Raw genomic sequence first — 13702 nt, 5'->3', positions numbered from 1 at the left:
ATCCATACATTTGGACGAACAATTTCTAATAAATACCACTATGAGCAAACGTACGAAAAGATTTATCTTGACTGAAGACGAAATACCACAGTATTGGTATAACATACAGGCTGATATGGTGAATAAACCCATGCCGCCACTCAATCCTGCTACTCATGAGCCGCTTAAGCCGGAAGACATGTATCCTATTTTTGCCAAGGAGTTGTGTCATCAGGAACTGAATCAGACGGATCCCTGGATTGAGATTCCTGAAGAGGTACGCGAAATGTACAAATACTATCGTAGCACGCCACTGGTACGTGCATACGGACTGGAAGAAGCTTTGGGAACACCGGCACATATCTATTTCAAGAACGAAAGTGTCAGTCCTATGGGATCACATAAATTGAACTCTGCCATTCCGCAGGCATATTATTGCAAGAAAGAAGGGGTTACGAATGTGACAACTGAGACTGGTGCCGGACAATGGGGAGCTTCGCTGGCATATGCTGCCCGTCTTTTCGGGTTGGAGGCCGCCGTATATCAGGTAAAAATCAGCTATGAACAGAAACCTTATCGCCGCAGTATCATGCAGACTTACGGTGCACAGGTTACACCGTCACCTTCTATGTCGACTCGTGCCGGTAAGGATATTCTGACTGCACACCCCAATCATCAGGGTTCGCTGGGAACTGCCATTTCCGAAGCTATTGAGCTGGCGCGTACGACGCCTAATTGTAAATACACATTGGGCTCTGTGTTGAGTCATGTGACACTTCACCAGACTGTCATTGGCTTGGAAGCTGAGAAACAGATGGCTATGGCTGGGGAATATCCTGACATGATTATTGCTTGTTTTGGTGGAGGTTCCAATTTTGGTGGTATTGCTTTTCCTTTTATGCGTCACAATATTCTGGAAGGGAAGACTACCCGTTTCATCGCGGCCGAGCCTGCTTCGTGTCCCAAATTGACGCGAGGCAAATTCCAATATGATTTTGGTGATGAGGCTGGTTATACTCCGTTGCTGCCTATGTTTACGTTGGGACACAACTTCGCTCCGGCCAATATTCATGCTGGAGGACTTCGTTATCATGGTGCAGGCGTTATTGTGTCACAGCTGTTGAAGGATCATTTGATGGAAGCGGTGGATATCCAGCAGTTGGAGTCGTTTGAAGCAGGTTGTCTGTTTGCTCGTGTTGAGGGAATCATTCCGGCTCCTGAGTCATGTCATGCCATTGCGGCTACGATTCGCGAAGCCAATAAGTGTAAAGAGACCGGTGAAGAGAAAGTCATCTTGTTCAATCTTTCAGGTCATGGCCTTATTGATATGGCTTCATACGACAAATATCTGGCGGGTGACTTGGTGAACTATTCACTTACTGATGAAGATATTCAAAAGAATCTGGATGAGATTAACAATTTGGATAAATAACAGCCAGTCTATCTTTGAGATTGGTTAAAAGTAAGAAACACGAGGAATGTGCCAGGGCAGGCACATTTTCTCGTGTTTCTTTTTATCAAAGAAGTATTTCCGTGTGATTACTTGGGTTGCTGCGGGCATTCGCGGCAGGGGGCTGCGTGCAGTCCGTGTCCGAAAGCTGGGGCGTGTTTGTGGCCGATGCGCTTGTCGTGGCGTGGTCCTGCGGGATGCTTCTCATAGATTCTTTGCAGCTGTTTGGGCGTCAGAATCTTCTTAAGCTCCTTGTAGTATTTTTCATGGATGTCGAGCATCTGGCGTTGCTGTGCAAAACGCTTTTCGATGCGTGCTTCTATTTCTGCATCCGTCAGGGCTGGCTTTTCACCTTGGGTACATTTTGTACGCCCTTGGGGACAACTTTCCTTCATCGCTTTTCTATTTTCTTTGCGACAGTCGTTCATTTCCTTCAGATATTGCTGGTAGACGTCGGTAAATTTGGCAGAGGTCTTGTCGTCCAGCATCAACTCGGCCGACATGCGATTGGCTTGTCGCTGTATTCTTTCTTCTTCTGTCAATCGAGGTTTTTCTACTTTGGTTTCTGTTTGTTTCTGGCGCGGCTGGGCAGAAAGGCTGCCTACGGCGCATAACGCCAATACCAGGAGTGAGGTAAGTCTTGTCTTCATACGTCTTTCTTTTTTTGATGGGTTATACAACACTGTTTTTGTCGCCGACCTTGCCTGTCGGGAATCCCGTATCCGGAATGTGGGATTCTTGTCGGCGTCGGCCTTCAATTTCGTTAGAGCGTCGAAGAGTGGAAAAGTAAAATCTGGCGGTCCGATTTTGTGCTTTATTAACAGGGTGAGGGGATTTCGCGGGGTGAAAAGCCGGTTTCCGCATGGAAAATGCAGCTTTTGAAGCGGGAAAATGCGATTTCCGTGTGGAAATCGGGCTTTTGAAACGGAAAAATGGATTTTCCATGTGGAAATTGCATTTTCTGAAACGGGAAAATGGTATTTCCGGGTGGAAAATGCGTTTTTTGAAACCGGAAAATGGTATTTCCATGTGGAAATTGCATTTTTTGAAACCGGAACGGGGTTTTTCCATGCGGAAATTGCGTTTTGCCTGCTTCACAAAAAAGAAAGAGGGTGCATCTTTTGATGCCCCCTCTTTTTAGAGGATTCAACTGTAAACTCAATAGTTTACCAAAATCTGTTGCGTTCGGGGTCGTATTCAAATCCCACCATTTTTAACCTTCTGAGAATCTCAGCCTTCTCTACGTTCATGTCCTCGCAAAGAGCATCCAACGTAGGATAGGAATCTCGCAACTTCATGTTGACGAAGCTATAAAGCATCATCGGTTCTTCGGGTAAATTCATTGCAACAATCTTTTATGTTAAACTAATACCGGGCGCAAAGATAAAGGTTTCTACAGTACATTCGCTTGATTTATGTCAATTTTACCAGTTTTGGCCTGCAACCGTTTGCGTGGTGCAAGTCGCAAACTCAGTTAAAATGTTGTGACTTACGTTGACTTACAATGACGTAGATGATGACTGGCGCGCCGATGATGGGAGTGACTGCGTTCAGTGGGATAATGCCGGCATCGCCGGGCAAGATGCAGATCAAGTTGCAAAGAAGGGCTACGGCTCCACCGCTCAGAATGGTGACGGGCAGCAGCGAGTGGTGGTTGGACGTGCCCAGCAGCATGCGGGCCACATGGGGGACGGCCAGGCCGATGAAAGCCACCGGACCGCAAAAGGCAGTAGTGATGGCGGTGAGCAGGCCGGTTACTACCAGCAGCCAGTTGCGCACGCGGCGGATGTTCACTCCCAGGTTCTCGGCATACCTTTCACCCAGCAACAAGGCATTGAGTGGCTTGATGAGCATCAGGGCGCCTGCCAATCCCAATAAGGTGACCGATGCAAAGGCGGGCATCTGTTGCAGCGAGACACCGCCGAAGTTTCCCATGCCCCAGATGATGTACGACTGCACCCCCTCGGCCGTGGCAAAGAAATTGAGCAGCGAGATGGCAGACGAAGCAATGTAACCGATCATGATACCGGTGATGAGCAGCATCACGTTGCTCTTGATCAGTGTAGAGAAGAACAGGATGAGGGCCATGATGGCCATCGCTCCGATGAAGGCTCCTGCCAGAACTGACAGAAACCCTGAGAGACTGAATGTACCTGCCGTGACGCTTCCTCCGAACAGCAGCATGACAAAAGCTACCCCCAGACTGGCCCCCGAATTAATACCCAGAATGGAGGGGCCTGCCAGCGGGTTCTTGAAAGCCGTCTGCAGCATGAGCCCGCACACGGCCAGGGCACCGCCGCACAGCAAGGCTGTTAGTGCCTGTGGCAGGCGGGCTTCCCATACGATGAAACTCCAGCTGGCTTTGCTGCTTTCACCGCCAGTCAGGATATGCCACACCTCGGCGGGGGGAATGTTCACTGAACCAATCAGCAGATTGGCTATGAACAACAGCAGGATGACTCCTGTCAAGCCTATACCGTATTTGCAGCCTCTATTCATATCAGTTTTCTTTTAATTCTTTATAATAACGCAGTCCGTCAGAGATGTCCGTTTCTGGATGTAGGATCTGTATCAAATCTGCCAGCAACCTGTCTGGATGGAAAGGGGTTTCTTCATAAAAAGCGACCTTCCCGGTATTACAGCCATAGACGCGGCGTCCTTTGAACGCCTTGAAGCCTGTGTAACCCACGAAGTCGGCTTGCAAGTCAGCATAAGTCATGTCGCGCTGGCGGTTGTACTTGATGAGCCATATGTCTGCATCGCCTGCTTTCTCGAATACCGTTTCGAAGGGCAGAGGGACAGAGCCACTATGAGCGTCTTTGGCAAAAGCGTAATCGCTGTATGCATCTTCCAGTAATCGGCCTGTTGTGCTGCGTCCGCCGGGTACATACCAGGCTGAACCGTTTTTCAACTCACAGACCACCGACAGGCGGACGGATGACAGAGCTGCCCGGTGCTTGAGCCGGTTGTAACTGCTGTCCACGCGGGCGAACAGGCTGTCGGCCTGCGGGACGGCTCCGAACAGCCGACCGTAGAAGCGCATCCACTCCGCGCGTCCCAGGGCCGAAGTTTCCATATAGTCGGCACACTCGATGATGGGGACACCGAGCTTCTCTACCCGCCCATATCCGCCACTGTTCTCGAAGGGTGACAACAAAATGGCATCGGGGTGGAGGTCGATGATATGCTCCATGTCCGGATTCATGCCGTCGCCACAGTCGGCTATCCGGCCTTCGGTCACGTCGCGGTGGATGGCCGGTAGCTTGATGTACTTCAGGTCGCACACGCCGCCTATGGCATTTCCTGCTCCCAGTTCGTGCAGCAATCCGCAATGGACGGAAGAATAAACGACGGCTTTCGACAGAGGGGTGCGTACCACTGTGCCTGCCGGCAGATTATCGGGCAAGGCGGCCGACTTGGGTACCAGGATGTAGGTATGGAGAATCTTCAGTGTATCCCAAGGATTGCGCAGCGTCGCTACCGTATAGCCGGGATAATCCACGAGTGTCAGGTTTTCGGCATAGCGCAGGGAGAGAGTGTCGCCTCCCTCAGAAACGGGGAAAGCCTTCCCCCTTCCGCTACAAGCGGAAAGGAGTAAGGCTACAAACATGTAAGGGAACCAAATTTTTTTATTAATATTAATAGAAGAATCCATTAACGCTCTGTTAAAATGGGATATTAATGATATTTTGCTACTATAAAGCATAAATTCTATAGTTACTGATGAGTTCCTCATAAGTCATATCGCTAATAGTAGGTAAACGATTTATTAAATCCCGCATTGCATATTCATCTATATATTGATCTTTATGTATAGATAGTGCATATTTTTCTTCTTTAAATTCTAAATCGCTTACAAGATAAACAGTATTAGCATATACAAATTTCTTTAAATACTTTTCATCAAACACATTAAAATTATTTCCCACTGCAGCAGGTCTATCATCCTCATCTTCAAATTTATATGGTGTATTATTAACAATTTTCAAACCGAACATAGCACTAACTCTTTTTACTTCCTCCTCAAGATAAGCTGTTCTATCATCTGTTATATATATTACCTTACGTCTTAAGTCAATAGGCTGCCCAAATCTAGTATGTAAACAGGTTGAAAATATATGAAATGTCCCTGACCAAAAGAGTATTTTTATGCTAATATAAGGTTCACTTAGCTTTTCTATCTGACTTACACCCGTTTCATAATATTTGTTAATCTGACTTTTTAGATTTTCCTCTACTATTAAATCGGTAATAGGTATTAACCCTCCATTTCCAAATTCAATAATGTTATGTGTATTTTTGTCATTTAAAGAAGAAACCCATGCAGATAAATCCACGTTAGTATTTTTAACTTCTTTAGGGATTGAAAAAGAAGCAAAACTTGAATTTCCCCCAATGGTTTTAATTGACATCATTATCGAATTAAATTCATTTGTAACAGAAGTATTACTATTACCACCTCTTCCCAATCCTAAATTTCCAGATAAAGTTCCATCTTTATTTATATCATATTTGAAATTATAAGAAGCTTCTATTTCATTACTCATCTTACTTTCTTTCGTTTCATTTGTTTCTGACTTCTTATAGATACCGACATATTGTGCTGTCGCTTTTCCTCCTGTAATAAAATTTGTCAAGACAAAACCTCCATAATTAGAAAAGAATTCACTAGGATGGGTATTATACAACTCTTCCTTAAAGATTTCTGAGAGATATTTCTCTTTTATTTTAGATTGTATATTTGAGCTATATTGCAATCTATAACAAGAATCTCTTACTATAATATTCAATTCTCCTAAAGTCGCATTTTTATCTTCAATCACATTTTTCGAAAATACAGATGATAGGCTTCTTTTATTACCTATTGAAAATAATCCAAGATTAAGTTTAAAACCTCCCAAAACACTATTTGTTACTGTTGAATTAGAAACATATCTATCAAAAGTTGCATATGAAAAGCTACTAACAGCTCCTGTGTTATTCTTCCAAGCATCTAAATATTGAGGATTATCCTTGTAAAGTTTATCTATATCAATAACCTCATACCCAAGATTTCGAGTATCTTCTAATGGATAAATATCATCTTTAAACGAATACCCTAAAAAATGTCTATGAGATATACCTGCATAATTCCTTGCCACATTTCTAGTTGTAGTGTATACTGATTTGTAATCAGAAGGAATCCATGGATAATTAGGGTCTCGTTCCTTTAATACTATTACTTTATTTTCAGGCAATACTACCATATTCATGTCGTCAGATATGTCTGTACATGACACTATAGAAATAAACAAGAAAATATAACATACTATTGTTTTCATTTGTAAAATTTTATTATGAAATCAACTATAAATCAGTTTTTTGATTAATCATTTACATGATTAACAATTAGCGTCCATGACAGTATTCGCAACTATTGGACAGGCATTTATTTAAAAAAAATAGCCGAATTCGGACTTACGCCTCCCGCATCGAACTTCTCGACGAAGGTTCCGTCTTTTTTGAAGCGATAGATATTACCGTTGGTTGTAAAATCCGAAGTTCCGATATAGATATCACCATTATCATCGTTTACAACCAACATGTGTAAAGTAGACGATGCAAGTTCTGCCGGTGCGTTCTTCAGGAAAGAGGCATTGTTCGTTTGCCCCGTCTTGATGTTATAAGTAAAGAACGTGTTGACCGTTGTAGCTGGCTTTGTACTCCAGTCTGTCATTGAATTGACCAGATACAACACATCATCGTCGGCAGCCATGTAAGTGGCATAACCTATTCTCGTCACCTTGTTGTTGTCCGCAGGATCAATCACCTGCAATACATATCCATCTATGGAAGAATAATCATTGGAGATGAAGAATATCTTGTCATTTTCTTCCAGCATCTGAGTATAAGGGTTTTCAGCCACCGTCAGCGTTTCCTTCAAGCTGAACGTGTTCAGGTCTATCACCTTCACCTCGTTGTGGTAAACATAATCGGCTGTGCAGCTGTTGGCCACATAGAGCATATCTTTGCAGATGGCTACGCCTTCCAGATTGTCGCCCAGCTCCGTAAGCTTGCTTTCTACCTTCAAGGTCTGTGCGTTGATTTTGGCTACTACGCCACCCCAGAAGGAAGCATATATGTAACCGTCTTCAGCAGCCAGGTAACGAATGCCTGCGCTCAGTTCCGGGTCTGTGACAAACGAAAGTCGTTGTTGCTCCACGCCGGCAGAGTTGAGTTTAGCCAGATAATTCGATCCATAGACAGCCACATAGATTTCTCCTTCATATTCGATCATACACTGACCTGTATCTCCCAGCTTGGCATCATTTTGATAGCTGTAAATGTCGCTGATGAAATCCGCATCGCCGTTAGGCGCATAGAATGAGATTCCCGCATTATTGCCATTATAGGAGCCTTCGTTCAGGAAGAAGGCGCGCACTTGCGGTAACTGGACCTTCGACCCCGTATCGTCGCGGTCATCGTCGTTATTACCGTTGTCGTCGCTACAAGAAGATAAACTTACACTCACGGCCAGCATGCACAGCAGGCCATACCATAGATTACTTGCTTTCATTTTCATACTTTGTTTATATTTAAGTCAATCATATTTATTTTTATTTAAGTATTAGATTTTTCCGTTGTATCAGAAATAGAAACTGCCGGTCAGTCGCCACGAACGGCCCGGCATGGGGTAATACTTGATTACGTCATACTGCTCGTTCGCCAGGTTCAGCACCTCGGCCTTTACGGCTATGCGTCCTCGTTTCAGGTTGAAATCGCGCGAAAGGCTCAAGCTCTGCTCCACATAGCCGTCTATTCTGTTTTCGGGTAAGTTCTGTGACATATAATATCGTTCACCTACGCCCACCAGCGAATATCCCAAGCTGAGCCAGGGGGTGCCGACAATAAGCGAGGCGCTTCCACTGTGTACGGGTGTATAGGGCAACTGGTCACGATAGTTCTTGGCATCGGGATCGGTCAGGTCGATGGCTTTCTGCCACATATAGTTACCGCTGAACGTAAGGTCATAACCCGATGCCAGTGTTGCCGAAGCAGCCAGAGTGGCGTCTATGCCCGCTGCATGCACCCGTCCGTAGTTGGCCATCTTCCATGTGTAGGTAGAGGGGAAGGCCACGATCTTGTCCGTCACGTTGTTGAAGTAACCGTCCAGTGTGACGGACAGATAGTCCAGCCAGGCAGCTTTCTGCAGACTCCAAGTTAGGCCGGCAGTGTATTCGTTCGCCTTCTCTGGCCGCAGATTACGGTTTCCCAAGCGGTAATAATAAAGATCATTGAAGGTGGGCAGGCGGAAGGTGCTCTTGTACATCAGCCGCAGGAAAAGCTCCTCTTCTTGCCAGGGCTTCAGGCTGACAGATAAGGAGGGTGTGAAGCGGCGGAAGTTGTCGGGTGCCTCGCCTTTTTCCACATGTTCAAAAGTAGCGGTATGTACCAATAAAGCCGTAGCTGTTAACCAGTCGTTGCTATAGCGGGCATTGAATGCGCTGATGGAAGTTAAGCGTGTGGGAAAGGGGCATTCGGGCAAGGTGTTGTGCAGCGTATTCGCCATTCCGTCCTGTGCCAAGGAAAAGGATAATCCTTCCAGCGGACGGTAGAGGACAGATGCCGACAGATAGTATTCATCCTGTTTGTGGTGTTCGCTATAGGTGCCGTCAGTATATTCCGCTCCTTGGTCTTCGTAGCGGTTCCAGCCATGATTGTATTTGCCCTGTACCTGCATAGCCCATCGTGGATTGAACTGTTTCTTGTAACGGGTCTGTACAAAGATGTTTTCATCCCACAAGCGTTCGTCAGATAAAGGATTGTAGAGAGTGACGGCTCCGGGCAGTCCACGGCGGGAACGGTAATAGTAAGCCTTTACATCCAGCTCGCTATTGTCTTTGAATGTATGATATAGGTTGGCTTCGCCTTGTCCTGAGAGTATGTCGGAATTGTTACGTCGTTCTTGTGTGACGTATTTCCCGTTTACCAATGTAAAAGGATAGTTACCGTCGGCCCGCATGAAACTGCCGTCAACAGCCAGGCGTGTACGGCTGCTCAGTTGCTGCCACCAGCGCAGGGACGGTGTAATGTATCCGAAAGATCCTCCACTGACACGGGCGCGCAAGGCATAGCGGCGGCCTTCATCAAAATGAGGCTTTTCGGTTTCGATACTGAGAACACCTGCCGAGGCATAGTGTCGGGCTGTCTGCAATAAATCGTCCGTCTGTCCTACGGCTAGCGTAACCATCGACACGTTGTCCAGTGAAAACCGTCCGATGTCTATTTGCCCGGCTTGGCAGTTACTCACTGTCACGCCATCATAACTCACCGCTGTATGTGCAGCTCCCATGTTACGGACCGAAACGGTCTTTAGGCCACCTATACCGCCGTAGTCGCGCACCTGTGCTCCGGCAAAGCGGCGTACGGCATCGGCCATGTCTTGAATACCCAGACGCTCGATGTCCTGCCCCGACAGGCTCTGTACGGGTGCTGCCGAGGTCAGCTTGTTGGGTACACGTCGGGCAGTGACGGTTACACGGTCTATCTGGTGTATCCTGTCCGTAATCGTGTCGCTCGCTTCCTGAGCCATGGCTCCGCCAGACAGCAACAACGCTACAATCCAACCTCCCCATCGCCGATGGAAAAGACAAATTTGTTTCATTTCCTTTCTGTCAATCTGTAGTTGTATACTACTTTCTACACGATCTTTACGCTCATCCTCGCAAGCGTCAAGCATGATTTTTGTTTTGCAGGTCTTCTGACTCGTTTCGGAGAACATCGCCTTCCCGTCTTTTTCCGCTTTGGCAGAAGTAACAGTGGCATAGAGCGTGTTGATGCTCTCAAGATGTGAAACTCACAGCAGCGGGACTGTTCGGGACTTTCACCCGATTCCCTTTTCATCCGCTAGCTTCGCAATTGGAAACTGGCAGAACAAAACTATTGCAAAGTTAGGAAAAGAATCTGAAACCAATGCAAAGAAACCGATAGTTTTTATAACTTTGTCCGAGGAACTTAAAACTATCCAGATAAAGATGAAAAACAATTTATTGTCCGAACGCCTTACTTACAATGGTGACAATTGTACACATACTCATGTTCATTTGCTTAATTATTCATCCGACCATTTTAGTGAAACCATTTGCAATGATTTTGAGGAAATCATGTCACATACGCCTACCGAAAACAAATTGTGGATAAGGGTTCATGGATTGAAAGATACCGAATATATCCGGAATATATGTACTTATTTCAAAATCAACTTTTTGATGATGCAGGACATCTTGAATGTAGACCATCCCAGCAAAATCGAGAAGAACGGTGATTTCAATTTTGTAGTAACTCGTATTTTTCATGAAGATACCGAGACGTCTGTCAGACTGATACAAGGTGAGAATGTGGTGCTGACCTTTACTGAAGGTGAAGCTTCTTTTTTCGATGATGCGGTCAAGGCTTTGCAGGAAAACGTTTTGAAGATACGTACACGCTCGTCCGATTATCTCTTTTCTGTGTTATTCAACGAATTGGTTTCAAATTATGTTTCATTGGCTATTGAAACAGGCGATCAACTTGATGATCTTGAAACCGAATTGTTGGCTGCCACGACTAGTTATAACATTCGGATGCAATTGCAAATGTTGCGGAAACGCTACATGGAAATAAAACGGACAGTCGTACCGTTGAAGGATCAATATTCTAAAATTTTGCATCCGGACTCCGAGCTTATCAATGAGACCAACCGTCCTTTTTTCAATGATGTCAACGACCACTTGCTCAATGCCGTACAGCTTGTCGAAGGTTGTCGCGAAACGCTTTCATCACTGATGGACCTCTATATTTCGAACAGTGACATGCGCATGAATTACATCATGAAACGGCTTACGGTGGTATCTACTATTTTTATTCCGCTCACTTTTTTGGTAGGAGTGTGGGGCATGAATTTCAAGTTTATGCCCGAGCTCGATTGGAAATACGGATATCTGATGGCCTGGGGAGTAATGATTGCTGCTGGAGTGGTTTCATACCTTATTTTACGTTCGCGTAAATGGCAATAGCTCCAGTAAGGTTGGGCTTATTATTCTTTTGTGATTTCTCCTGCCAGATTTGAGTCCATGAGACGGCGTATTTCCTGTTGGTTCAGGCCGTGCCCCAGAAGAAACATCAGTTTGGTGACAGCACATTCGGGTGTGCTGTCGTAACCGCTGATAACACCTGTTTGGAGCAGTTGAAGACCGGTACCGTAGCGTTGCATTTCGACGACTCCCCGTTGACATTGAGTGATGTTGACGATGACGATGCCTCGTTCGTTTGCTTCTTTGAGTTGGCGGATCAACCATTCTTTTTGTGGTGCATTGCCCGATCCGAAAGTCTTGAGTACCACGGCTTTGATACCTGGTACGTGGAGGACGGAGCTGACGATACTTTCACGAATACCGGGGAAAAGAGTCAGCACTACGACATTGGTATCAAACAGGTAGTGTGGCTTCATCGGTCGTGAAGGGTCGGGGCGACGTATCAGGTGTTCTTCGTAGCGGATGTGGATGCCCACTTTGGCTAGTGGCGGATAGTTGAAAGAACGGAAGGCATTGAAATTTTCCGCATTGATTTTGGTCGTACGGTTACCGCACATCAGTTCGTTTTCAAAGAATATGCAGACCTCGGGTACCATGGGTGTGCCGTCAGGACGGCGTGCGGCTGCTATTTCAATAGCCGTAATGAGGTTCTCCTTGCCGTCGGTGCGCAGCATACCGATAGGTAGTTGCGAGCCAGTCAGAATGACGGGTTTCGACAGATTTTCAAGCATGAAACTCAGCGCACAGGCTGTATAGGCCATCGTATCCGTACCATGCAGGATGACGAAGCCGTCATAATCATTGTAATGGCTGCTGATGATTTTTACGATCTTGGCCCAGAGTTCGGGTTCCATGTCTGATGAATCGATAGGTGGATTGAACTGGTAGGTAGAGATATGGCAGTTGAATCGTTTCAGTTCGGGTACGTGTTTCAGCAGTTGGTCGAAGTTAAAGCTTTCCAAGGCTCCGGTTTCAGGGTTCTCGATCATGCCGATGGTACCGCCGGTATATATCAGTAATACTGAAGGGCAATCCGCTGTTTTCATACGCATTCTGCAGGCTTTTGTTTCTAATGTAGGGCAAAGGTACTAAACAAATTACAAATCCGCAACTTGTTTCAGAACTTGAAGCTCACCGAAGCATAGGGCAGGCAGTTGCGATACCAGTGTACGGAGTAGTAGCTCAGAGCTACCTTCGGATGCATTCTGGGGGCTGAAGGCCACTACGTTTCTTCGTGTCTTATAGTAGGCCGATATCTCTATTTGTCCGTTCTTCAGAAAATGTTTCCATCCTGCTTCGTAATGTTCCGAAGAGCGAGGCTTGAATCCGTCGATACTTGGCATGCGGAAGTCTGTTGGAAAAGCCAGGTAGTCGAAGCGCAGGTAATGGTAGAATTGTTCCATTCGTGAGAAGTGAAGGTAGATCAATTCTTGCTCGGCCGGTTGGTATTTGAGCGAAAAACGGGGTTGTATGCTGTAGTACGAACGGCTGCTTTGGGGAATGTAACCTACAAAGTGTACGCCTACCTGAGTTGTGATTTGAGGGGTAATCCGTATCAGGTTGTCGTAGAAGAGGGAGAATTGGTTGATAGGTTCGTGTCTTGCCTGCGTCAGGTTGTCTAGAGAAGCCAGTTCATAGACTTCACGGGTGTATTTGGCGCCCCAGCGCGCGCTGTATATATTTTCTGGACTGAAAGAGAATTCGGTAGCCGCATTGAGCGAATGGATGCCGCTACGTACATAACCTTCCGTATCGAAGCCTAGGATGAAAGCATTGGCCCGATTGGTATACGAGGTATAGGACACGGAACTCGTTTGATTCAGCTTACCGTACGAAGTGTGGAATGATGCCTGATAGGCCTGGTTGGTCCATCGTAGAATTGTTTGTTTGTCGCCGCTTTCGTCATAAGGCAGATGATAACCGTCTTGTGCACCATAGGCCATTAATCTGAGAGTGTTTTGGGGAGACAGGTTGTAAGATAACTTGGCATTGTAATCATATGTGGAATGGTTCATACGGTTATCTTCAGAGAACAGATTGTCAAAAAAGTCGAGCCAACTGCGTCGTGCACTCACCAGGTAGGATAGTTTGTCCTTGATGATGGGGCCTTCGAGAGTCACTCCTGCTGCAGGCATGTCGAGGGTCAATGTGCGAAGGATTGTAGGCCAACGTGATTTGCGTTTCCTTCTCGATTTTGTCAAACCATTGCAAGACGGTAGCG

At 46.0% G+C, this 13702-nt stretch carries 12 protein-coding genes and 1 riboswitch; of the genes, 3 read left to right on the top strand and 9 right to left on the bottom strand.

Annotated elements, in window-relative coordinates; translation table 11 throughout:
• The first annotated feature begins 40 nt into the window (after positions 1–40).
• Positions 41–1411 (top strand): TrpB-like pyridoxal phosphate-dependent enzyme, encoded by a 1371-nt coding sequence (locus BQ8005_RS04850; RefSeq protein ID WP_075317253.1) that lies wholly within the window; start codon positions 41–43, stop codon positions 1409–1411.
• A 107-nt stretch (positions 1412–1518) separates the two neighbouring features.
• Here BQ8005_RS04850 and BQ8005_RS04845 read toward each other — a convergent pair whose 3' ends face one another.
• A complete protein-coding gene (locus BQ8005_RS04845) occupies positions 1519–2079 on the bottom strand; it encodes a Spy/CpxP family protein refolding chaperone (RefSeq protein WP_075318947.1) in 561 nt (186 codons plus the stop codon).
• Positions 2080–2291: 212 nt separating this feature from the next.
• Here BQ8005_RS04845 and BQ8005_RS04840 point away from each other — a divergent pair, with 212 nt between their 5' ends.
• A complete protein-coding gene (locus BQ8005_RS04840) occupies positions 2292–2570 on the top strand; it encodes a hypothetical protein (RefSeq protein WP_075317252.1) in 279 nt (92 codons plus the stop codon).
• 25 nt (positions 2571–2595) lie between these two features.
• Here BQ8005_RS04840 and BQ8005_RS04835 read toward each other — a convergent pair whose 3' ends face one another.
• The 6 genes from BQ8005_RS04835 to BQ8005_RS04810 form a co-directional block, all read right to left on the bottom strand.
• Complete coding sequence (locus BQ8005_RS04835; protein WP_021846160.1) at positions 2596–2772, bottom strand: DUF4250 domain-containing protein; 177 nt, start codon at positions 2770–2772, stop codon at positions 2596–2598.
• 127 nt (positions 2773–2899) lie between these two features.
• On the bottom strand, positions 2900–3928 hold the full coding sequence (locus BQ8005_RS04830; RefSeq protein ID WP_021846161.1) for an iron ABC transporter permease: 1029 nt from the start codon (positions 3926–3928) through the stop codon (positions 2900–2902).
• Between the two features lies 1 nt (position 3929).
• The gene (locus tag BQ8005_RS04825; protein ID WP_075317251.1) at positions 3930–5039 is read right to left on the bottom strand and encodes an ABC transporter substrate-binding protein; all 1110 of its coding nucleotides are present in this window, start codon (positions 5037–5039) and stop codon (positions 3930–3932) included.
• An 85-nt stretch (positions 5040–5124) separates the two neighbouring features.
• The gene (locus BQ8005_RS04820; RefSeq protein ID WP_075317250.1) at positions 5125–6750 is read right to left on the bottom strand and encodes a BSAP5a family pore-forming toxin; all 1626 of its coding nucleotides are present in this window, start codon (positions 6748–6750) and stop codon (positions 5125–5127) included.
• A gap of 107 nt (positions 6751–6857) precedes the next feature.
• On the bottom strand, positions 6858–7985 hold the full coding sequence (locus tag BQ8005_RS04815; protein WP_075318945.1) for an NHL repeat-containing protein: 1128 nt from the start codon (positions 7983–7985) through the stop codon (positions 6858–6860).
• A 69-nt stretch (positions 7986–8054) separates the two neighbouring features.
• Positions 8055–10073, bottom strand: coding sequence for a TonB-dependent receptor plug domain-containing protein (locus tag BQ8005_RS04810; protein ID WP_075318944.1), 2019 nt, complete (start codon positions 10071–10073; stop codon positions 8055–8057).
• Between the two features lie 69 nt (positions 10074–10142).
• A riboswitch (cobalamin riboswitch) is annotated at positions 10143–10363 on the bottom strand.
• An 80-nt stretch (positions 10364–10443) separates the two neighbouring features.
• Between BQ8005_RS04810 and corA the strand changes: the two genes are divergently transcribed.
• A complete protein-coding gene (gene corA / locus BQ8005_RS04805) occupies positions 10444–11463 on the top strand; it encodes a magnesium/cobalt transporter CorA (protein WP_075317249.1) in 1020 nt (339 codons plus the stop codon).
• Between the two features lie 20 nt (positions 11464–11483).
• Here the strand turns inward: corA and BQ8005_RS04800 are convergent, their stop codons facing one another.
• Together BQ8005_RS04800 and BQ8005_RS04795 are read right to left on the bottom strand one after the other, a co-directional pair.
• Positions 11484–12527: an asparaginase gene (locus BQ8005_RS04800; protein ID WP_075318942.1), complete on the bottom strand. Its 1044-nt coding sequence runs from the start codon at positions 12525–12527 to the stop codon at positions 11484–11486.
• Between the two features lie 51 nt (positions 12528–12578).
• A complete protein-coding gene (locus BQ8005_RS04795) occupies positions 12579–13682 on the bottom strand; it encodes a TonB-dependent receptor plug domain-containing protein (RefSeq protein ID WP_234983998.1) in 1104 nt (367 codons plus the stop codon).
• Positions 13683–13702: the final 20 nt, after the last annotated feature.

The sequence above is a fragment of the Bacteroides togonis genome, from assembly GCF_900130135.1.
Classification (GTDB): domain Bacteria; phylum Bacteroidota; class Bacteroidia; order Bacteroidales; family Bacteroidaceae; genus Bacteroides; species Bacteroides pullorum.
The sequence above is the reverse complement of the archived record's forward strand: the minus strand, read 5'-3'. Positions and strand labels throughout refer to the sequence as shown.

Bases quoted from the DNA above. Each gene is read 5' to 3' on its own strand.
- corA (WP_075317249.1), top strand. From the start codon at position 10,444: ATGAAAAACAATTTATTGTCCGAACGCCTTACTTACAATGGTGACAAT.
- BQ8005_RS04825 (WP_075317251.1), bottom strand. From the start codon at position 5,039: ATGTTTGTAGCCTTACTCCTTTCCGCTTGTAGCGGAAGGGGGAAGGCT.
- BQ8005_RS04820 (WP_075317250.1), bottom strand. From the start codon at position 6,750: ATGAAAACAATAGTATGTTATATTTTCTTGTTTATTTCTATAGTGTCA.
- BQ8005_RS04845 (WP_075318947.1), bottom strand. From the start codon at position 2,079: ATGAAGACAAGACTTACCTCACTCCTGGTATTGGCGTTATGCGCCGTA.
- BQ8005_RS04840 (WP_075317252.1), top strand. From the start codon at position 2,292: ATGGAAAATGCAGCTTTTGAAGCGGGAAAATGCGATTTCCGTGTGGAA.
- BQ8005_RS04830 (WP_021846161.1), bottom strand. From the start codon at position 3,928: ATGAATAGAGGCTGCAAATACGGTATAGGCTTGACAGGAGTCATCCTG.
- BQ8005_RS04850 (WP_075317253.1), top strand. From the start codon at position 41: ATGAGCAAACGTACGAAAAGATTTATCTTGACTGAAGACGAAATACCA.
- BQ8005_RS04835 (WP_021846160.1), bottom strand. From the start codon at position 2,772: ATGAATTTACCCGAAGAACCGATGATGCTTTATAGCTTCGTCAACATG.
- BQ8005_RS04815 (WP_075318945.1), bottom strand. From the start codon at position 7,985: ATGAAAGCAAGTAATCTATGGTATGGCCTGCTGTGCATGCTGGCCGTG.
- BQ8005_RS04810 (WP_075318944.1), bottom strand. From the start codon at position 10,073: ATGAAACAAATTTGTCTTTTCCATCGGCGATGGGGAGGTTGGATTGTA.
- BQ8005_RS04800 (WP_075318942.1), bottom strand. From the start codon at position 12,527: ATGAAAACAGCGGATTGCCCTTCAGTATTACTGATATATACCGGCGGT.